We start from the raw sequence: 21,511 nt of genomic DNA, 5'->3' as shown, positions 1-21,511 counted from the left end.
AGGGGAGCCGAAGCTCCCCTTTAATTTTTTCGTTGCGCGTGCTCTTTTTTTATTATTGAGGGGCGGTCTGTTTTTGTTTTTAGTGACCGTGACCCTTTACTGCTGTTTTTGTCGATCCCCATCCGGGATCAAGAGCAAACGTATTTTTTTGAGCGCTGATCTACTTTTTCGCCAAGCGATCCAACCAGTTCGGGAGCTACCTGAAGGTAGTTTTATTGTTCTCTGCCCGGTTGCGGGTGGCTCCGAAAAGCACCCTGAAAAGCACATCCTCTCCAAAAAAATCTGTTAGCTGCGTCTCTGCCGTGTTGTTTTTGTTATGTCAGAGTCGTTACGTCTTATTTTTATTAGGGCTTGCTGCTTTTTTTATTCTTGTTATGCAGTAGAGATAGCAGAAGCCGTGCCAACTTTTAAAAGTCCTTTAAAATCAGTGTCTTAAAATTTTGTAGGTTTTTCGCCTCAGGGAAAACCCTGGAATCTGTTTCCGTGTTACTCGCTTGCGCGCACCTTTGGGACCGTGCGGTAACACCCCGACACACTCAATGTGCACTGCGAGCCTTGGCCACGCGCGAACCGGTCGGACGCCCCAGCACCGTGCAAATCTGTTGACCGGCCAGGATCAATGCATCCAGATTGATGCCGGTCCCGATACCCAGGCCATTGAGCAGGTACACTACGTCTTCTGTGGCGACGTTACCGCTGGCGCCCTTGGCGTATGGGCAGCCGCCGAGGCCGGCGACGGAGCTGTCGAACACCGAGATCCCTTCCAGCAGGCTGGCGTAAATGTTGGCCATGGCCTGGCCGTAAGTGTCGTGGAAATGCCCGGCAAGTTTTTCACGGGGCACGTCGGCTGCGACCACCTCGAACATCTTGCGGGTCGCACCAGCGGTGCCGGTACCAATCGTGTCGCCCAGCGACACCTCATAACAGCCCATGGCATAGAGCTCACGCGCGACCCTGGCGACTTGCTCGGGGGCGACGTTACCTTCGTACGGACAGCCCAGCACACAGGATACGTAACCGCGCACGCTCACGCCGTGTTGCTTGGCGGCGTCCATGATCGGCACGAAACGCTCCAGGCTTTCGCTGATCGAGCAGTTGATGTTGCGTTGCGAGAAGGCTTCAGACGCGGCGGCGAACACCGCGACTTCCTTCACCCCGGCCGCCATCGCATCCTCAAACCCGCGGAGGTTGGGCGCGAGCGCGCCATAGGTCACGCCGGGTTTGCGCTGGATTTGCGCGAAGACCTCAGCGGAACCGGCCATTTGCGGCACCCATTTGGGGGAAACGAAACTGCCGACTTCTATATAACCGAGGCCGGCGGCGGTCAGGGCATCAACCAGTTGAACCTTGTCGGCAACGCTGATCGGTTGGGCTTCGTTTTGCAGACCGTCGCGGGGGCCGACTTCGACCATGCGTACGTGGGTTGGAAGGGACATGGCGTTGGACCTGTTGTAATTGTATGAATGTTCACAGAACCCCTGTGGGAGCGTGCTTGCTCGCGATAGCGGTCAGTCAGCCAACATCAATATTGAAGGTAAGTCCGCCATCGCGAGCAAGCTCGCTCCCACAGGGGGATTGTGTAGCGTTAAACAGCTTTCTGGTTCTGGATGGTCTGTTCCAGCGCCTGAGTGCAGCGTTCCTGCGCGGTGTCCAGTTCCAGCTTCATCTGCTCGATGTCCAGCATCTGCTGTTCCAGCTGTTCGCGGCGCTCGGCGATTTTGCTCAGCATGGTTTGCAGTTGTTTCTGATTGCCGCCGGTGGGGTCATAGAGCTCGATCAGCTCGCGGCATTCGGCCAGGGAAAAGCCGATGCGCTTGCCCCGCAAGATCAGCTTCAGGCTGACCTTGTCGCGGGGCGAGTAAATACGTTCCTGGCCGCGACGCTCGGGGCTAAGCAGGCCTTGCTCTTCATAAAAGCGGATGGCCCGCGTCGTGATGTCGAGCTCACGGGCGAGGTCGGAAATACTATAGGTCTGGCTGCTCATGGAAGCGCTCGAAGAAGGTCATGGGGCTAAGCTAATGGCAGCTTGACGTTTACGTCAAGGGGCTGATGCCTTCAGTGTTATTGCTGGCCCCATTGCGAGCAGCTCGGTATCAAGTCCTACACCTTTTCAAGCTTCTTCTCATGCGCCGTCACCTGCTGGCACAACTCGATCATCTGCTCGCGCATCCAGCGGTTCGCCGGGTCCTGGTCAGTGCTTTCGTGCCAATAGAGGTGAGTTTCCACTGGCGGCACGTCATTGACCGGCAAGCTGAAGGCGTGCAAGTCATTGCGACGGGCAAAGCGCTCGGGCACGGTCATGACCATGTCGGTCTGCTGCAACACTTGCGAGGCCATCAGGTAATGCTGGGAGCGCAGGGCGATCTTGCGCTGAATGCCCATTTTCCCTAGCGCCAGGTCGACATGGCCCAGACCGCTGCGACGGCTGGAGATGTGGATGTGGGTCAGCGACAGATAATCATCGAGGGTGAGCTTCTCTTTGCCCGCCAGCGGATGGCCCTTGCGCATGGCGCACACGTAACGGTCTTCCATCAACTTGACGTGGCGCACTTGCGGGTCGGTGTTAAGCGGCGCATCCACGGCAAAATCGAGGCGCCCGGCCGCCAGTTCCTTGGTGGTTTCGCGGCGTTTGGACAGGAAACTTTCGATGATCACCGTCGGCGCGAGGCGTCGCAGGCGCTGGAACAGCGGCGGCAAGATCACCGCTTCGGTGAGGTCGGTCATGCTGATACGGTAGGTCTTGACCGCTTGCAGCGGGTTGAAAATGCGGCTTTCCTGCACTGACACCCGTAGCAATGAGAGGGCGTTGCGCACCGGCCCGATGATGTTCTGGGCCATGGGCGTCGGCACCATGCCCTGGGCGGTGCGCACAAACAACGGATCGTTGAAGGTCTCGCGCAGTCGGGCCAGAGCGTTCGAGACCGCTGGCTGGGTAATGCCGACAATCTGCCCGGCGCGGGTCAGGTTGGCTTCGGTGTAGATCGCGTCGAAGACGATGAAAAGGTTGAGGTCGACCTTGCTCAGATTCATTGCGCTGCACTCTTATTGTTGGTTCTCAATCACCCGATCATATATCGGTGATGAATGTTAATACACGCCGAGAATAGGCTAGGTAAATTATCAACGCTGTTCTAGCATCGATACATGACCAAAAACAACCTCTGCCCAAGAAGGTAAATGCTCATGGATTTCGCTTATTCGCCCAAGGTTCAGGAACTGCGTGAGCGCGTGACCGCGTTCATGGACACCTACGTTTATCCCGCTGAAGCGGTGTTCGAGCGTCAGGTCGCCGAAGGCGATCGCTGGCAGCCGACCGCAATCATGGAAGAGCTCAAACTCAAGGCCAAGGCCGAAGGCCTGTGGAACTTATTTCTGCCTGAGTCCGAGCTCGGCGCCGGCCTGACCAACCTCGAATACGCGCCGCTGGCCGAAATCATGGGCCGCTCCTTGCTGGGCCCGGAGCCGTTCAACTGCTCCGCGCCAGACACCGGCAATATGGAAGTGCTGGTTCGCTACGCCAACGAAGAACAGAAACAACGCTGGCTCGAACCGCTGCTGCGCGGTGAGATCCGCTCGGCCTTCGCCATGACCGAGCCGGACGTTGCCTCCTCCGACGCCACCAACATGGCCGCCCGCGCCGTGCGTGATGGCGATCAGTGGGTCATCAACGGCAAGAAATGGTGGACCTCAGGCGCCTGTGATCCACGCTGCAAGATTCTGATCTTCATGGGCCTGAGCGATCCGGAGGCGCCGCGCCACGCCCAGCACTCGATGATTCTGGTGCCGGTGGATACCCCGGGCGTGAAGATCGTTCGCCCATTGCCGGTGTTCGGTTATGACGACGCCCCGCACGGTCACGCCGAAGTGCTGTTCGAAAACGTCCGCGTGCCGTACGAAAACGTCCTGCTGGGTGAAGGACGCGGCTTCGAAATCGCTCAGGGTCGTCTTGGCCCAGGCCGGATTCACCACTGCATGCGTTCGATCGGCATGGCAGAACGGGCGCTGGAATTGATGTGCAAACGCTCAGTCAGCCGTACCGCGTTCGGTAAGCCGTTGGCACGTCTGGGCGGCAACATCGACAAGATCGCCGACTCACGGATGGAAATCGACATGGCCCGCCTGCTGACATTGAAAGCGGCGTACATGATGGACACCGTGGGAAACAAGGTGGCGAAGAGTGAAATCGCGCAAATCAAGGTAGTGGCGCCAAACGTGGCCTTGCGCGTTATCGACCGGGCGATCCAGATCCACGGTGGGGCGGGGGTTTCCAACGATTTCCCGCTGGCCTATATGTATGCGATGCAGCGCACCCTGCGCCTGGCCGACGGCCCGGACGAAGTGCACCGCGCGGCGATTGGCAAATTCGAAATCGGCAAGTATGTGCCGAAGGAACTGTTGCGTAGCGGGCAGTAACCTGTGGTGAGGGGGCTTGCCCCCGTTGGACTGGGTAGCAGTCCCTCTCCTTTAAAGGGATGAGAGGGGCCGCGACCCAACGGAGCAAGCCCCCTCATCACATTGTCAGCATTACACCTCAATACACCCAAACCTCAACCCGTCGATTCTTGATCCGTCCCTCATCTGCGCTATTCGCCGCTACCGGCATTTCCGCACCAAAGCCGCGAATCTCGCGAAACACCACGCCGCTTTTCACCAGTTCCCGTCGTACCGCCATCGCCCTCAGCTTCGACAGCAGATCGGCGCGGGCCGGGTCGCTCTTGGCATCGCCAAAGCCGACCAGCGTCACCTCTCGGTTGGTTTTGTCATGCTGCTTTATATAGTCGAGCACCCGCTTCAGGTCCTGCTGTGCCTTGTTATCGAGCGTCGCGCTGCCTTCTTCAAAACGAAAATTCACTGACAGCCGCTGCGCATGGCGGCTAAGTGCCTGATAGCCTTCAGGCATCAACGCATTCGGCGTGACCGTGATGGCCTGGACGGTCTGGGCGATAAAGCCGTTGGCCGCGACAATCGCCTGGCCTTTGCTGCTTTGCGCGAACACGGCCAAGGCCTCGGCCCAAGGGTTTTTTCCATGGGGCGGCAGGTAGAAAAACAGGCGACGCGACAACGGATAGTCTTCGGTCGCAATCAGGCTGTTCAGTGGAAGCATCGCCTGGGATTGGCCATCGACGATTGCCACGGCTTTGGCCTGGCGCACATAAGGCAGGCCGATGAAACCGATACCTAGCGGGTCAAGACTGACGGCATCGGATAATTGCTCGCTGGATTCGAAACGTTTCGCGGCGCTGCTCAGCGTTTTCCCACGACGACTGAGGACCAGTTCCTTGAACGTGTCGTAGGTACCTGATTGGTCATCCCGCGCATAGAGATGAATCGCGCCACCGCTGCCGCCAAGCTCTTCCCAGGTTTTTGCTTCGCCACTGAAAATTCGCGCCAGTTGTTCCGTGTTGAGTTGATTCAGCGGGTTTTGCGGGTGAAGGATGATCGCCAGGCCATCGATGGCGATGACTTGCTCGGCGTCGCGGCTTTTGAAGTCGCCCAAGGGTTCGAGGTCCACCACTTCGCTGTCCTTGATCGGACGCGAGGAGGCGGCGAGGTCGGCCGAGGCATTTTTCAGCGCGGTGAAACCGGTGCTGGAACCGTGCGCCGCCACGTCCACCACGACGCGATGGCCGAGGGTTGTTTCGCCGACGATGCGCAGTTCGTTCGCGGTGTCCGGGGTTTCGCTGTGGACGTTAAGCAAGCCCTGTTCGCGCAACATCCCTTCGACCAACGCCGGGCCCAATGCCGCGCCGATGGTGTTGGACCCTTGGATGCGCAGCACCGAGCCAGTGGCGGGTAGGGGTAAATCAGCGGCCGATGCCGTCAAGGGCAGGCCGGCGCACAGCATCCCTAGAAACAAAACGCGCAGCGTCATGCCCGCACCTTAATTAACCAAAGAAAGTGCGGGGAGAATAAGTCAGTAAGATTTCCGAAAGATGACAGTTGTTTATATCTGTGGGGGCGAGCCGTGGCGAGGGGGCTCGCTCCCAGAGGTTTTGTATTCAGTGTTGGATATCAGCTCAATTCAAGCCAGATCGGCGCATGATCGGATGGTTTTTCCATCCCGCGCAGGTCGTAATCCACGCCCGCATCCTTAACCCGTGGCAACAGGCCATGGGAGGCCATGATCACGTCGATCCGCAGCCCGCGCTTGGGTTCGTCTTCAAACCCACGGCTACGGTAATCGAACCAGCTGAAACGGTCGGCCACGTCCGGGTTCAGGTGACGGAAACTGTCCACCAGGCCCCAGTTTTTCAGGCGGGCCATCCACTCGCGTTCTTCCGGCAGGAAACTGCACTTGCCGGTTTTCAGCCAGCGTTTCATGTTGTCCGGGCCAATGCCGATGTCGCAGTCTTCCGGAGAAATATTCACGTCACCCATCACCACCAGCGGCTGATCGTTGCTGAACTGGCTTTCCAGCAGTAGCTGCAGGTCGCTGTAGAAGCGTTGCTTGGCCGGGAACTTGGTCGGGTGGTCACGGCTTTCGCCTTGTGGGAAATAGCCGTTCATGATCGTCACCGGCACGCCATTGGCGTCGGCGAACGTGCCCCAGATGAAGCGGCGCTGAGCGTCTTCTTCATCGGTGGCGAAGCCTTTGTGCAGGGCCAGCGGTTCTTTGCGTGAGAGCAGGGCGACGCCGTAATGACCTTTCTGCCCATGAAAATAAACGTGATAGCCGAGCGCTTGAACCTCGGCCAGCGGAAATTGGTCGTCGTGAACCTTGGTTTCCTGCAGGCCGATGACGTCTGGCTGGTGTTTTTCGATCAGCGCCGCCAGCTGATGCGGGCGAGCGCGCAGCCCATTGATGTTGAAGGAGACGATCTTCATGGTCGGCAGTCCTGGAAAAAGGGCGATGCTAGCTGACATGTAGGAATCGGGCCAGTGTGGGGTGAGGGGATTCGTGTTCGGTGGTAGGTCTTCCATTGCCAATGCGGGCCTCATCGCGAGCAGGCTTACGCCTACCGTCCGAGTCTGGTCTATACCTGTGGGAGCCGAGCTTGCTTGCGATGGCGTCATCACAGTCAACACTGATATCGATCAGTAGGGAACTGTGTCAGCACCGATAGGCTCGTACCAAGAAGAGCACAGCCATTTGAGCTGTACCGGGGAGATCAACCGTTATGCCTGAAACCTCGACCGCCATCGCCGACATTCACATGCTCGACAGCGGCTATGCCCACGAAGCGCGCTCCCTGCTGTACCACGCCTACCGGCACGAACCGACCTTTGGCTACCTGTTCGAGGCCGAACGTCCCGGGTATGAACATCGCGTGCGGGCCACTGTGCGCGAACTGGTCAAACAGCATTTCCTTCAGGATCTGCCGGCCATCGGCCTGTTGGTCAACGACCGCTTGATCGGCATCGCGCTGATTGCGCCGCCGCAACGACGCCTGGGTATCACTGAAAGCTGGGCCTGGCGTTTGCGCATGGTGCTCAGCACCGGGTTTCGCTGCACCCGCCGCTACCTCGATTACCACGCTGCCGTCGCGGCCTGCGTGCCGAGTGATTCGGTCCACGTGCTGCCGCTGTTGGGTATTCACCCGCAATTCCAGGGTAAACACTTCGGCGAACAACTGCTGCAAGCGGTGCATAACTGGTGCGCAGTCGATGAAACCTCCCAAGGCGTGATCCTCGATACGGGGAATCCTCGCTATCTGGAGTTCTATAAGCGTCAGGGTTATGAGGAAATCGGCGAGGTCGCGGTAGGACCCGTTCGCGAGCACGTGTTTTTTCACGCCAATCCGCAGGTGCTGCAAACCGCAACGGCATAAACGGTAGAACTTTAACGCCAAGCGAGGCTCTATCACGCTCCCAAGCTCGTGATAGCATCCGCGCCATGAAATTTCCAGGACGAATTACCAGTGGCGCGTTGATGCTGATCACCAGCTGCGCGGCGCTGGCGCAAAGTGAATTGGATGTGCGGATAAAACCGTCCAACGATGAACTGAAAGCCAATATAGAGGGCTATATCGGCAACCTCGGCGATCGTGACGAAGAAGCGTTGCTGCGCTTCAGTCGTGGCGCCGAGGAGCAGGCGCGCAAGGCCGCCCAGGCCTTGGGTTATTACCAGCCGCAGATCGACAGCGATGTGAAGGGCGGCAAGACGCCACGCCTGGTGCTCAACGTCGACCCCGGCGAGCCGGTGCACCTGCGCAATGTCACGATTCGCGTCGACGGCCCGGCCGCTTCCCTCAAATCATTTCGTGTGCCTCAAGGCGCGTCGCTGAAAACCGGCGCCGTGCTCAATCATGGTCACTACGAAGACGCCAAACGCCTGATCCAGAATCAGGCTTCGCGCTTCGGTTTTTTCAGTGGTCATTTCACCAGCCAGAAACTATCGGTGGACCCGCGCGCCGGCGTGGCTGACATCGAGTTGATCTACGACAGCGGCCCGCGCTATTCGCTGGGCAAGGTCAGCTTTGAGGGCGATTCGCCGTTCGACGAAGACCTGCTGCAACGTATGGTGCCGTTCAAGCAAGGCGCACCTTACGACTCCGAACTGATCGCGGAACTCAATCAGGCCATGCAGTCGAGTGGCTATTTCGAAAGTGTACGAGTGGACGCTACGCCGACGGCATCGAAAAACGATGTGATCCCGGTTGACGTCAAACTCGAAACCCGCAAACCACGGACCATGGGCCTGGGCCTGGGTTATTCCACGGACGTGGGTCCCCGGATCAAGGCCAACTGGACCCGGCACTGGGTTAACCCGCAGGGCGACAGTTATGGTTGGGAGGCCGAGTTATCGGCGCCCCGGCAAAACGTCGGGCTGTTCTACGACATCCCGCTGGACCCGCCGCTGACCGACAAACTGCGCTTTGCCGGTGGTTACCAGAACGAAGACATCGCCGGCACCGACACCCACAGCAAGCTGCTGACCATCGGCCCGGAATGGCACAGCAAATTGCCCAGCGGCTGGCAGCGCGTGGTGTCGTTGAAATGGCAGCGTGAGGACTACTCACTGGGCGACGACTCGGGTTTGAGTACGTTGCTGATGCCCGGTGTCAGCTACTCCTACTTGAAAAGCGACAACCGCATCGACCCGCACAACGGCTATCGCCTGCAATTCGAGTCCAAAGTGGCGAAAGAAGGCCTGGGTTCAGACAGCAACTTGCTCTACGGCACCGCGTTGGTGAAAGGCTTGACCACTGTCTTTGACAAACACCGCTTTCTCGGCCGGGTGCAGGTGGGCGGCAGCGCCACCAATGGCTTCAGCTCAGTCCCGCCGTCGCTGCGATTTTTCGCCGGTGGCGATCAGAGCGTGCGCGGTTACGACTATCAGAGCCTGTCCCCGGAGAACTCCGAGGGCGACCGTATCGGCGGCCGCTACATGGTTGCGGCCAGCGCCGAATACCAATACTCCATCGCCGAGAAGTGGCGGGTCGCGACCTTCGTCGACCAGGGCAACGCTTTCAATACACTTGAACTGCCGAACCTCAAGACCGGGGTGGGCATCGGCGTGCGCTGGGTCTCGCCGGTGGGGCCGATCCGCCTCGACCTGGCCCACGCGCTGGACGATGACGGCGGCATTCGGTTGCACTTTTCCATGGGGCCTGAGCTGTGAATCGTGGTTTGAAAATAACGCTACTGGCGATCCTCGCGCTGCTGATGCTGGTTGTGCTGAGCGTCGCCTCGGTGCTGGGCACTGCCACGGGCAGTCGCTGGGCGTTGGGCTTCGTACCGGGTTTGACCGTCGAGAATTTCCAGGGCCGTTTGGGTGGGCAGTGGAGCGCTGATCATGTGCTTTGGCAGCAAGACACCAGCCGGGTTGAGCTGAGCAAGGTGATTTTCGCCTGGTCGCCGCTGTGCCTGACACGCATGACGTTGTGCCTTGAGCAAGTGAAGGCCGATCAAGTCAGCTTGCAATTTCCCCCCGGTGCTGAAGAAGAAAGCAGCGGGCCGATCAGCCTTCCGGATCTCGAGTTGCCGCTGGCCATCGAGCTGGGTGATGTGCAGATCGGCAGCCTGATGTTCAACGGCAGCGAAGAGCTCAAAGGCCTGCAATTGGCCGCGCACTGGACCGCGCAAGGGTTGCAGATCGACTCGGTGAAGTTGCAGCGCGATGACCTGAGCCTGAACCTCTCCGGCCTGCTGCAACCCACCGGCAACTGGCCGCTCAAGGTTGAAGGCCAACTGACCTTGTCAGCCCCCGCGCCCTGGACGCTGGCGCTGAAGGTTGACGGCGACCTGCTGAAAACCCTGAACCTGAAAGCCGACAGCAGCGGTTACCTGAACGGGCATTTGACCGGCGAGTTGCAACCGCTGGTGGACAACCTGCCGGCCAAGGTACGAATCACTGCTGACGGCTTCAAACCCGCCGCCGACCTGCCGGACACCCTGCAACTCAATCAGCTGGAACTCACCGGTGACGGTGATCTGAAAAACGGTTACCAATTGCTCGGCAACGCCACGCTGCCCGCCGAACAAAGCCCGGTTGCGTTGCTGCTGCAAGGCAAGGTCGACGCCAAAGGCGCGCAGATCGCCGCCCTCGACCTGACCGCCAACGACAAGCAAAGCCTCAAGCTCAGCGGCACCCTCGACTGGAGCAAAGGCCTGAGCGCCGACGCGAAAATCGCCTGGCTGGACTTCCCGTGGCACCGCCTCTATCCGCTGATCGACGAGCCGGAAGTGGCGTTGCGCAGTTTCATCGGTGACCTCTCCTACACCGACGGCCAATACCTCGGCAGCTTCCAGGCAGCACTGGATGGCCCGGCCGGTGCCTTCACCCTGAACAGCCCGTTCAGCGGCGACCTGACGAAAATCTACCTGCAACAAATTCAGCTCCAGGCCGGGCAGGGCAAGGCCGAAGGGCACCTGAACCTGCAATTCGCCGACGGCATTGCCTGGGACGCCGCGCTCGACGTGTCGGCAATCAACCCGGCGTACTGGGTGGCGGAGCTGCCGGGCACGCTGGCCGGACCGTTGCGCAGCAAAGGCGAGATGAAGAATGACAAACTCCGGCTCAATGCCGACCTCGACCTGAAGGGCAAATTGCGCGGGCAACCCGCCGTGATCCAGGCCAAGGCCGATGGCGGCGGCGAGCAATGGAACCTCAACGCGCTGCAAATCCGCCTCGGCGACAACAGCATCAACGGCAAGGGCAGCCTGCAACAGAAACTCGCCGGCCAGATCGACATCAAACTGCCACGTCTGGCCCAGCTCTGGCCGCAACTGCGCGGTCAGCTGAACGGTCGCATCGATGTCGCCGGTACACTCAAGGCGCCGCAAGGCAAGCTTGGGCTGCAAGGCACCCAACTGGCTTTCGACGACAATCGCCTGCAAAGCCTCAACCTCGACGCCACGCTCGACAGTGCACAGCGGGCGAAAATCGACCTCAAGGGCGGCGGCATTCAGGTCGGTGACACCTCACTGGGCACACTCACCGCCAGCGGCCAGGGCGACATCAAAAATCAGAAACTCAGCCTTGACCTGCAAGGCCCGCAGCTGAAACTGGCCCTCGGTCTCGACGGTGCGCTGGACAAAGGCAACTGGCGCGGACGTCTGGCCAACGGCGATATTCAGACCGGTGGGCAGGACTGGAAGCTGCAAGGCCCGGCAAAACTCGAACGATTGGCTGACGGAAAAATCAACGTTGGCGCCCACTGCTGGGTGTCCGGCCCGGCCAGCCTGTGCGGTGAAGACCAGCGTTTGCTGCCGGAGCCGAAGCTGCGTTATCACCTCAAGCAATTCCCGATTGAAAGCCTGGCCCAGTGGCTGCCGAAGGATTTCGCCTGGAAGGGCAGCCTTAACGCTGACCTGCAACTGGACCTGCCCGCCGGAGGCCCGAACGGCCAGATCAGCATCGACGCCAGCGGCGGTACATTGCGCATGAAGGAGAAGGACCAGTGGCTGGACTTCCCGTACCAGACGCTGAAACTCACCAGCAAACTCACGCCGAAACGCATCGACACGGACCTCAATTTCGTCGGCGGCAAGCTCGGTGAACTGATGGTGCAGGCGCAGATCAACCCGTTGCCGAAGAACAAACCCCTGACCGGTTCGTTCCGCTTGAGCGGGCTGGATCTTTCGGTGGCGCGGCCGTTCGTGCCGATGGTTGAGAAACTCACCGGGCGCTTGAATGGCAGCGGCACGATTTCTGGTGGTCTGTTGGCGCCGCAGGTCAACGGCAGTCTGCTGCTCAGCGACGGTGAAGTCTCCGGGGCGGAATTACCGATGGCGCTGCAAGCCTTGCAACTGCGAGCGGTGATTGACGGTGAAACCGTGCAATTGAATGGCGACTGGAAAAGCGGCAAGACCGGGCAGGGCACCCTCAACGGCAGCATCGCATGGGGACAGGCGCTGATGGTAGACCTGGCGCTCAAGGGCGCACAGTTGCCGGTGACGGTCGAGCCTTACGCCAAGCTGGAAGTCGCGCCGGACCTGAAAATATCGATGAAGGGCGATGAGTTGGCCATCGCCGGCAAAGTGCGGGTGCCGAAAGGGGAGATCACCATTCGCGAGTTGCCTCCCTCCACGGTCAAGGTCTCCGATGACGTGGTGATCGTCGGCCAGCAGACTGAAGAAGGCAAACCGCCCTTGGCCATGAAGATGGACATCGATGTGGAGGTCGGTGCTGACAAATTGAGCTTTGCTGGATTTGGCCTGACCGCGAATGTGCAGGGGCATGTGCACGTCGGCGATAACCTCGACACGCGTGGCGAACTGTGGCTTAACGACGGGCGTTATCGCGCCTACGGCCAGCGCCTGACCGTGCGCCGGGCGCGCTTGTTGTTTGCCGGCCCGCTGGATCAGCCGTACCTGGACGTCGAAGCGATTCGCCAGACCGACGACGTGATTGCCGGTATTCGCCTGAGCGGCAGTGCCGAGCAGCCCACCACGCAAATCTTCTCCGAACCGGCCATGAGCCAGGAACAGGCCTTGTCCTATCTGGTGCTGGGGCGTCCGCTGAGCAGCAACGGCGAAGACAACAACATGCTCGCCCAGGCCGCGCTTGGTTTAGGCTTGATGGGCAGTTCAGGGGTGACCGGCGGATTGGCCAAAGGGCTGGGGATTCAGGATTTCCAACTGGACACCCAGGGCAGCGGCACCACCACCGCCGTCGTCGCCAGCGGCAATATCTCCGAGAAGCTCAGTTTGCGTTATGGCGTTGGGGTGTTTGAACCGGCCAACACCATTGCCCTGCGTTACAAACTGAGCAAGAAGGTCTACCTCGAAGCGGCGAGCGGCGTGGCGAGTTCGCTGGACATCTTCTACAAGCGGGATTTCTAGACCCGTTTCCTTCAAAGACACCGAGTCGCTGCCTTCGCGAGCAAGCTCGCTCCCACATTTAACCGCAGTCTCCCAAAGGGAATACGGTCGAATGTGAGAGCGGGCTTGCTCGCGAAGGCGTCAGTGTGCGCACCCCAATCTCCGACTCCATTGGTCAACTAATTACAAAGCAACCTAACTATTACGTTGACATTGGCTGCCTAGGCAGTAACATCTCGTCATACATTCACTGCTTAGGCAGCTAATTGGTGGTCAGATGAAGCATTTCACCCCAGACGATTTCGAAAATTGCCACCTCGGCCTCCTGCTGGGACGCGCCGCGCTGCTCAAGGACCGGATCATCGACACGCACATGGAACCCCACGGCATCACCGCCGCGCAGTTCAAGGTGATGATCATCGTGGCCCAATTCGGCGTCGATACCCCGGCCGAGTTGTGCCGTCATCTGTCGCTCGACAGTGGCTCGATGACCCGCATGCTTGATCGTCTGGAACAGAAAGGTTTGCTCATTCGCCAACGTTGCGAGGCGGATCGCCGCCAGGTTCAACTGGTGCTGACCGAAGAAGGTCAGAAGCTCGCCGACCGCCTGCCGCACATCGGTGCCGACGCCATGAATGAACTGGCTGGCGCCATCACGCCCGACGAACTGAAAACCCTGGAACAGATCCTCAAGAAAATTCTGGTAGCCGCCGGTGATTCAATCACGCTGCTGCGGGTAGGTGACAAATGAACAGTAAAACCCTGCGCACCGGGCTGAGCCTGGTCCTGGCCGCCATGACCCTGGCCGGTTGCGCCAGCTACAGTGGCCTGACCACCGAAGGCAAAAGCCTCGATGCGAAAACCCTCAAGGCCGGACAATCCCTCAGCGGCGTCACCCTGTCGCCGGCGGCCTGGCCGAAAAGTGACTGGTGGAAAAGCCTCGGCGACCCGCAGCTCGACGGTCTGATCCGCGAAGCCCTGCACGACAGCCCCGACATGCAAATTGCCGACGCTCGTGCGCATCAGGCCAGCGCTGCTGCCTATGCCGCCGACGCCGCGCGTATGCCGACCCTCGATGCCAGCGCCGGTGTCAGCCGTTCGCGTCTGTCGCGGGATCAAGACCCGAGCGGGCAGGGCGGCACCTACGCCACCGTGCGCAACATCGGCGCCAGTTTCAATTACAACTTCGACCTCTGGGGCGGTCAGCGTGACGCCTGGGAAGCTGCATTGGGCCAGGCTCGCGCCGCCCAAATCGATCAACAGGCCGCACAGCTGACGTTGTCCGCCGACGTCGCCCGCGCCTACAGCGACTTGGGGCAGGCGCACATCGTCTACGACTTGGCCAATGAAGACCTCAAGCGAACCAAACAAATGCTCGATTTGGGTCAGCGTCGCCTGAGCTCGGGCATCGACAGTCAGTACCAGTTCCAGCAGACCGAAAGCCTGGAAGCCACGTCCGAAGCCAGCCTGATCGACGCTGAAAAACGCCTGAACAGCGCAAAAATCGCCCTGGCGGTGCTGCTCGGCAAAGGCCCGGATCGCGGCAACGAAATCGCTCGGCCGAAGATTCTTCAGGCCAGCGCCGTTGCATTACCGTCGGTGTTGCCCGCCGAATTGCTCGGCCGCCGTCCCGACCTGGTGGCGGCGCGCTGGAGGGTCGAGGCTGCGAGCAAGAACATCGCCGCCGGCAAAACCCAGTTCTATCCCAACTTGAACCTCAGCGCCGCCGCCGGTGCCGAATCGTTGTTGGGGGATGCAATGTTTGGTTCGGCGAGCCGTTTCTTCAACATTGCGCCGACCATTTCTGTGCCGATTTTCGACGGTGGCCGCCTGCGCGCCAACCTTGATTCGCGCGACGCCGATTACGACCTCGCGGTGGCGCAGTACAACAAAAGCCTGGTGAAAGCGCTCGGCGATGTCAGCGACTCCATTAACCAGTTGCGCGATATCGGCCGGCAGATCGGTGCCCAGCAGCATGCGACCGACATTGCCCAGGATTCTTACAACACCGTGGTCCAGCGGTACGGTTCCGGCATCGGTAACTACCTGGACGTGCTCAGCATCGAGCAGCAATTGCTCCAGGCCCAGCGTCAGCTGGCCAACCTGAATGCCGAGCAGATCGACCTGTCGATCCAATTGATGCAAGCGCTGGGCGGCGGTTTTCAGGGCGAAACCCTGACCGCAGCCAATGCCCTCCCAGCCACGCAGCACAACTAATTCAAGGTATTTGTCATGGCCACTGTCGATACACCTGCTGCTCCAACCAACACATCACCGGACCACGCTCAAGACACGAGCAATCCGCGTAAACGCAAAGTCATGCTGGCCGCGCTGGCCGTCGTGGTCGTCCTCGCCGGTGTCGGCGTCTGGGGTTATCACGAACTGTACGGGCGCTGGAACGAAAGCACCGACGACGCCTATGTCAACGGCAACGTGGTGGAAATCACTCCGCTGGTCACCGGCACCGTGGTCAGCATCGGCGCCGATGACGGTGACCTGGTCCACGAAGGCCAGGTACTGATCAACTTCGACCCGAACGACGCCGAAGTCGGCCTGCAAAGTGCCCAGGCCAATCTGGCCCGCACCGTGCGCCAGGTACGCGGTTTGTACAGCAACGTCGACGGCATGAAAGCCCAGGTCAATGCGCAGCAGGCTGAAGTGCAGAAAGCGCAGGACAATTTCAATCGCCGGAAAAACCTCGCCGCTGGCGGTGCGATTTCCCAGGAAGAACTGTCCCACGCCCGCGACGACCTGACCTCGGCGCAAAACGCCCTGGCCAACGCCAGGCAGCAATTGAAAACCACCAGTGCGCTGGTCGATGACACCGTGGTTTCGTCGCACCCGGACGTGATGTCGGCGGCCGCGCAACTGCGTCAGGCCTACCTGAACAACTCGCGCAGCACCTTGATCGCACCGGTCACCGGTTACGTGGCCAAGCGCTCCGTGCAATTGGGTCAACGGGTTCAGCCGGGCACCGCGCTGATGGCGGTGATTCCGCTCGATCAGTTGTGGATCGACGCCAACTTCAAGGAAACCCAGCTGCGTGACATGCGCATCGGTCAGCCAGTGGACATCCAGGCCGATCTGTACGGCAGCGACGTGAAATTCAGCGGCACCATCGACAGCCTCGGCGCGGGTACCGGCAGCGCGTTTGCCCTGCTGCCGGCGCAAAACGCCACTGGTAACTGGATCAAGATTGTCCAGCGCGTGCCGGTGCGGATCCACATCAACGCCGAAGAACTGGCCAAGCACCCGTTGCGCGTGGGCCTGTCGACTCAGGTCGATGTGAACCTGCACGACCAGAGCGGCCCGGTGCTGGCGCAACAGCCGCCGCAAAAGGCCTCGTTCAGCACCAACGTCTACGACCGTCAGTTGGCCGAAGCCGACGCGATGATCGCTCAGTTGATCCACGACAACAGCGCTGCGGTCAGCAAGACCGCGCAACGCTGATTCGCCAATCCCTCAGCGGCGCCCGGCCAAAGGGCGCCGCGCCCACCTGGTTTCAAAGGATTCGCGATGAGCAATAACGCCTCTTTCACGCCGCCCAGCCTGTTGCTCAGCACCATCGGCCTGTCGCTGGCGACCTTCATGCAAGTGCTCGACACCACCATCGCCAACGTGGCGCTGCCGACGATTTCCGGCAACCTCGGTGTGAGTTCGGAGCAGGGCACGTGGGTGATCACTTCCTTTGCCGTGAGCAACGCGATTGCCTTGCCGCTGACCGGTTGGCTCAGCCGCCGCTTCGGTGAAGTGAAGCTGTTTCTCTGGGCCACGGTGCTGTTTGTGTTGGCCTCGTTTCTCTGCGGTATCTCGACCTCGATGCCGGAACTGATCGGTTTTCGGGTGCTGCAAGGCCTGGTGGCCGGTCCGTTGTACCCGATGACCCAGACGCTGCTGATCGCGGTCTATCCCCCCGCCAGGCGCGGGATGGCCCTGGCATTGCTGGCGATGGTCACGGTGGTGGCGCCGATTGCGGGGCCGATCCTCGGCGGCTGGATTACCGACAGCTACAGTTGGCCGTGGATTTTCTTCATCAACGTGCCGATCGGCGTCTTCGCGGTGATGGTGGTGCGCCAGCAACTCAAGGCGCGCCCGGTGGAAACCAGCCGCCAACCGATGGATTACGTGGGGTTGATCACGTTGATCATTGGCGTCGGTGCGTTGCAGATTATCCTCGACAAGGGCAATGACCTGGACTGGTTCGAGTCGAATTTCATTCTGATTGGCGCGGCCATTTCCGTGATTGCGCTGGCGGTGTTCGTGATCTGGGAAATGACCGACAAACACCCGGTGGTCAACCTGCGGCTGTTTGCTTACCGCAACTTCCGCATCGGCACATTGGTGCTGGTGTTGGGTTACGCCGGGTTCTTCGGCATTAACCTGATCCTGCCGCAATGGCTGCAAACCCAGATGGGCTACACCGCGACCTGGGCGGGGCTGGCCGTAGCACCGATCGGGATACTGCCGGTGCTGATGTCGCCGTTTGTCGGCAAGTACGCGCACAAGTTCGACCTGCGATTGCTGGCCGGGCTGGCGTTCCTGGCCATTGGCTTGAGCTGCTTCATGCGCGCCGGGTTCAACAATGAAGTGGACTTCCAGCACATCGCTCTGGTGCAGCTGTTCATGGGCATTGGCGTGGCGCTGTTCTTCATGCCCACCCTGAGCATTTTGATGTCGGACCTGCCACCGAGCCAGATCGCCGATGGCGCAGGCCTGGCGACGTTCCTGCGCACGCTGGGCGGTAGTTTTGCGGCGTCGCTGACCACCTGGATCTGGATTCGCCGGGCGGATCAGCATCACGCGTATTTGAGCGAAAGTATCACCACGTTCGACCCGGCCACCCGCGATGCCTTGAACACGTTGGGCGGGGCGAGTACCCCGGCCTATGCACAGCTGGATCATGTGCTGACGAGCCAGGCGTATATGCTCTCCACCGTGGATTACTTCACGTTGCTGGGCTGGGGGTTCATGGGACTGATTCTGATTGTATGGCTGGCAAAACCGCCATTTGCAGCGAAAGCGGGGCCTGCTGCCTCCGGTCACTAAACTAAACGCACTCCTACAAGGGGATTTGTGTTTGGCAGTCAGTGGGCGGGAGCGGCCAGCTGCGGTGGCGGGGTGAAGTCAAACGGCGCCAGCGCAAACCCGTTCTCATCCACCTGCAACGCCCAGCCCTGGCGATCCCAATCCCCCAACACAATGCGTTTGGCCGCTTGTTCGCCCAACTGTAGTTTGTGGATGGCGGGGCGATGGGTGTGGCCGTGGATCAAGGTCTTCACGCCGTATTCCTGCATGATCCGCGGAATTTCCTCCGGCGTGACATCCACTATGTCATGGGCCTTCATCCGCGTTTGCGCACGGCTTTCACTGCGCAGCTTGCGCGCCAGCTTATGCCGGGTGCGCAGCGGCAAATGGCGCAGGATGAACAGGCTGATCGGATTGCGCAGGTAGCGGCGCAGCTTCATATAGGCTTCGTCGCGGGTGCAGAGGCTGTCGCCGTGCATCAATAGCACCGGTTCGCCGTAAAACTGCACGACACTCGGGTCCTTCAACAGCGTGCAGCCGGCCTGTTTACAAAAGGCCTGGCCGAGCATGAAGTCGCGATTGCCGTGCATCAGAAAAATGGCCGTGCCGCTGTCGCTCAATTCGCGCAGGGCCTGGCAGATGGAACGCTGAAAGGGCGTCATGGCGTCGTCGCCAATCCACGCCTCGAAAAAGTCGCCCAAGATGTACAACGCACTCGCCGAGCGGGCGCGTCCGGCGAGCAAATCCAGAAACGCCCGGGTAATGTCCGGGCGCTCCTCTTCCAGATGCAAGTCTGAAATCAGCAATATCACGCTTCGATGATCTCGGCTTTCTCGATGATCACGTCGTCTGCTGGTACGTCTTGGTGGCCCGACTTGGAAGTGGTCGCAACGCCTTCGATCTTGTCGACAACATCAGTGCCTGCAACGACTTTACCGAACACTGCGTAGCCCCAGCCCTGAGCAGTCTTGGCGGTGTGGTTGAGGAAGCTGTTGTTAGTGGCGTTGATGAAGAACTGCGCCGATGCCGAATGCGGGTCCATGGTACGAGCCATGGCCAAGGTGTACTTCTCGTTCTTCAGGCCGTTATCGGCTTCGTTCTGGATGCTTGGACGCTTGTCTTTCTTTTCTTTCATGCCTGGCTCGAAACCGCCGCCCTGGATCATGAAGCCCTTGATCACACGGTGGAACACCACGTTCTCGTAGTGACCGTTTTTAACGTATTCGATGAAGTTGGCAGCGGTGATGGGTGCTTTTTCCGCGTCCAGTTCGATGACGATGTCGCCGTAGTTGGTGGTCAGTTTGACTTGGGTCATGATTACTACTCTTTCAATGAATTCGTGGGTTTCGGGGCATTGAAGCCCTCAACCGGTCCGGCCAGCTTCGGCCAAGGTTCGCAGTTTAGCGTGCCGGGCGCGAATTTCGAGGCTGTTTTTCATTTGCATCCGATTAAATGCAGCCGTTTTCGGACCTGCTCTGTCAGCGACTTGACGGCATCGGCTATGATAGCGGCTTTGTTTTACTTGGCCTTCTTCCGGCCGCGCACTTGTACGTTCAAGGATCCTATGAGCAAGCCCACTGTCGACCCTACCTCGAATGCCAAGACCGGCCCTGCCGTGCCGGTCAATTTCCTGCGCCCGATCATCCAGGCGGACCTGGACTCGGGTAAGCACACGCAGATCGTCACCCGTTTCCCGCCTGAGCCCAACGGCTACCTGCACATCGGTCACGCCAAGTCGATCTGTGTGAACTTCGGCCTGGCCCAGGAATTCGGCGGCGTCACCCACCTGCGTTTCGACGACACCAACCCGGCCAAGGAAGACCAGGAATACATCGACGCGATCGAAAGCGACATCAAATGGCTGGGCTTCGAATGGTCCGGTGAAGTGCGCTACGCCTCGCAGTATTTCGACCAGTTGCACGACTGGGCCGTTGAACTGATCAAGGCCGGCAAGGCCTACGTCGACGACCTGAGCCCGGAGCAGGCCAAGGAATACCGTGGCAGCCTGACCGAGCCCGGCAAGAACAGCCCGTTCCGTGACCGTTCGGTGGAAGAAAACCTGGATTGGTTCGCCCGCATGAAGGCCGGCGAATTCCAGGACGGCGCACGCGTGCTGCGGGCCAAGATCGACATGGCCTCGCCGAACATGAACCTGCGCGACCCGATCATGTACCGCATCCGTCATGCGCATCACCACCAGACTGGCGACACGTGGTGCATCTACCCGAACTACGACTTCACCCACGGTCAGTCGGACGCCATCGAAGGCATCACTCACTCGATCTGCACCCTGGAGTTCGAAAGCCATCGTCCGCTGTACGAATGGTTCCTCGACGCGCTGCCCGTGCCGGCGCACCCGCGTCAGTACGAGTTCAGCCGCCTCAACCTGAACTACACGATCACCAGCAAGCGCAAGCTCAAGCAACTGGTCGATGAAAAACACGTGTTCGGCTGGGATGATCCGCGCATGTCCACGCTGTCGGGCTTCCGCCGCCGTGGCTACACGCCTGCGTCGATCCGCAATTTCTGCGACATGGTCGGCACCAACCGTTCCGACGGCGTCGTCGATTTCGGCATGCTCGAGTTCAGCATCCGTCAGGATCTGGACCAGAATGCTCCGCGCGCCATGTGCGTGCTGCGTCCGTTGAAGGTGGTGATCACCAACTACCCGGAAGATCAGGTCGAGCACCTCGAACTGCCGCGTCATCCGCAGAAAGAAGAACTGGGCGTGCGCCAGCTGCCATTCGCCCGTGAAATCTACATCGACCACGATGACTTCATGGAAGAGCCGCCAAAAGGCTACAAACGCCTGGAGCCGAACGGCGAAGTGCGTCTGCGCGGCAGCTACGTGATCCGTGCCGACGAAGCGATCAAGGACGCCGACGGCAACATCGTCGAGCTGCGTTGCTCCTACGACCCGGAAACACTCGGCAAAAACCCTGAAGGCCGCAAGGTCAAAGGCGTGGTGCACTGGGTGCCGGCCGCTGCAAGCATCGAGTGCGAAGTGCGTCTGTACGATCGCCTGTTCCGTTCGGCCAACCCTGAGAAGGCTGAAGACAGCGCGAGTTTCCTGGACAACATCAACCCTGACTCACTGCAAGTGCTGACCGGTTGTCGTGCTGAGCCCTCGCTGGGCAATGCACAGCCGGAAGACCGTTTCCAGTTCGAGCGCGAAGGCTACTTCGTCGCGGATATCAAGGACTCCAAACCCGGTCATCCGGTATTCAACCGTACCGTGACCTTGCGTGATTCGTGGGGCCAGTGATTCAAGGAACCTAAA

General features: G+C 59.9%; 16 protein-coding genes. 9 read left to right on the top strand and 7 right to left on the bottom strand.

Annotated features, from left to right (window positions below; genetic code table 11):
• Positions 1-536 precede the first annotated feature (536 nt).
• The 3 genes from NL116_RS20185 to NL116_RS20175 all read right to left on the bottom strand — a co-directional run bounded on the left by NL116_RS20185 (position 537) and on the right by NL116_RS20175 (position 3,030).
• Positions 537-1,436: a hydroxymethylglutaryl-CoA lyase gene (locus NL116_RS20185; protein ID WP_494373729.1), complete on the bottom strand. Its 900-nt coding sequence runs from the start codon at positions 1,434-1,436 to the stop codon at positions 537-539.
• Between the two features lie 149 nt (positions 1,437-1,585).
• Positions 1,586-1,984 carry a MerR family transcriptional regulator gene (locus NL116_RS20180; protein ID WP_494373728.1) on the bottom strand — a complete coding sequence of 133 codons (399 nt, stop codon included), beginning with the start codon at positions 1,982-1,984 and terminating at the stop codon, positions 1,586-1,588.
• Between the two features lie 116 nt (positions 1,985-2,100).
• Entirely contained in the window at positions 2,101-3,030 is a 930-nt protein-coding gene (locus NL116_RS20175; protein ID WP_494373727.1) for a LysR family transcriptional regulator, read from the bottom strand.
• Positions 3,031-3,183: 153 nt separating this feature from the next.
• Here NL116_RS20175 and NL116_RS20170 point away from each other — a divergent pair, with 153 nt between their 5' ends.
• Positions 3,184-4,413, top strand: a complete 1,230-nt coding sequence (locus NL116_RS20170) for an acyl-CoA dehydrogenase (RefSeq protein ID WP_494373726.1) — start codon at positions 3,184-3,186, stop codon at positions 4,411-4,413.
• A gap of 118 nt (positions 4,414-4,531) precedes the next feature.
• On the opposite strand, the gene NL116_RS20165 is transcribed toward NL116_RS20170, so the two are convergent.
• Both NL116_RS20165 and xthA read right to left on the bottom strand, forming a co-directional pair.
• Positions 4,532-5,872, bottom strand: coding sequence for a substrate-binding domain-containing protein (locus NL116_RS20165; protein WP_494373725.1), 1,341 nt, complete (start codon positions 5,870-5,872; stop codon positions 4,532-4,534).
• Between the two features lie 140 nt (positions 5,873-6,012).
• Positions 6,013-6,825: an exodeoxyribonuclease III gene (xthA, locus tag NL116_RS20160; protein ID WP_494373724.1), complete on the bottom strand. Its 813-nt coding sequence runs from the start codon at positions 6,823-6,825 to the stop codon at positions 6,013-6,015.
• A gap of 293 nt (positions 6,826-7,118) precedes the next feature.
• On the opposite strand from xthA, the gene NL116_RS20155 reads away from it, so the two are divergent.
• From NL116_RS20155 to NL116_RS20125, 7 genes are all read left to right on the top strand, one after another.
• A complete protein-coding gene (locus NL116_RS20155; protein WP_494373723.1) occupies positions 7,119-7,769 on the top strand; it encodes a GNAT family N-acetyltransferase in 651 nt (216 codons plus the stop codon).
• A gap of 65 nt (positions 7,770-7,834) precedes the next feature.
• On the top strand, positions 7,835-9,562 hold the full coding sequence (locus NL116_RS20150) for an autotransporter assembly complex protein TamA (RefSeq protein ID WP_494373722.1): 1,728 nt from the start codon (positions 7,835-7,837) through the stop codon (positions 9,560-9,562).
• Positions 9,559-13,227, top strand: coding sequence for a translocation/assembly module TamB domain-containing protein (locus NL116_RS20145; protein WP_494373721.1), 3,669 nt, complete (start codon positions 9,559-9,561; stop codon positions 13,225-13,227). Before NL116_RS20150 ends, NL116_RS20145 begins: the two co-directional genes overlap by 4 nt.
• Positions 13,228-13,483: 256 nt before the next feature.
• A complete protein-coding gene (locus NL116_RS20140; RefSeq protein ID WP_494373720.1) occupies positions 13,484-13,957 on the top strand; it encodes a MarR family winged helix-turn-helix transcriptional regulator in 474 nt (157 codons plus the stop codon).
• Positions 13,954-15,423 (top strand): efflux transporter outer membrane subunit, encoded by a 1,470-nt coding sequence (locus NL116_RS20135; protein ID WP_494373719.1) that lies wholly within the window; start codon positions 13,954-13,956, stop codon positions 15,421-15,423. Before NL116_RS20140 ends, NL116_RS20135 begins: the two co-directional genes overlap by 4 nt.
• A gap of 15 nt (positions 15,424-15,438) precedes the next feature.
• A complete protein-coding gene (locus tag NL116_RS20130) occupies positions 15,439-16,656 on the top strand; it encodes an HlyD family secretion protein (protein ID WP_494373718.1) in 1,218 nt (405 codons plus the stop codon).
• Positions 16,657-16,722: 66 nt separating this feature from the next.
• Positions 16,723-18,252, top strand: a complete 1,530-nt coding sequence (locus NL116_RS20125) for a DHA2 family efflux MFS transporter permease subunit (RefSeq protein ID WP_494373717.1) — start codon at positions 16,723-16,725, stop codon at positions 18,250-18,252.
• Positions 18,253-18,290: 38 nt separating this feature from the next.
• Here NL116_RS20125 and lpxH read toward each other — a convergent pair whose 3' ends face one another.
• Both lpxH and NL116_RS20115 read right to left on the bottom strand, forming a co-directional pair.
• Positions 18,291-19,043, bottom strand: coding sequence for a UDP-2,3-diacylglucosamine diphosphatase (gene lpxH, locus NL116_RS20120; protein ID WP_494373716.1), 753 nt, complete (start codon positions 19,041-19,043; stop codon positions 18,291-18,293).
• Complete coding sequence (locus NL116_RS20115; protein WP_494373715.1) at positions 19,040-19,546, bottom strand: peptidylprolyl isomerase; 507 nt, start codon at positions 19,544-19,546, stop codon at positions 19,040-19,042. Before NL116_RS20115 ends, lpxH begins: the two co-directional genes overlap by 4 nt.
• 249 nt (positions 19,547-19,795) lie before the next feature.
• Here NL116_RS20115 and NL116_RS20110 point away from each other — a divergent pair, with 249 nt between their 5' ends.
• Positions 19,796-21,496: a glutamine--tRNA ligase/YqeY domain fusion protein gene (locus NL116_RS20110; protein ID WP_494373714.1), complete on the top strand. Its 1,701-nt coding sequence runs from the start codon at positions 19,796-19,798 to the stop codon at positions 21,494-21,496.
• The last annotated feature ends 15 nt before the right edge of the window (positions 21,497-21,511 follow it).

This window comes from Pseudomonas sp. FBCC-B1667 (assembly GCF_059133255.1).
Note: the sequence above shows the minus strand (reverse complement) of the source record. Positions and strands in the feature narration are given on the sequence as shown.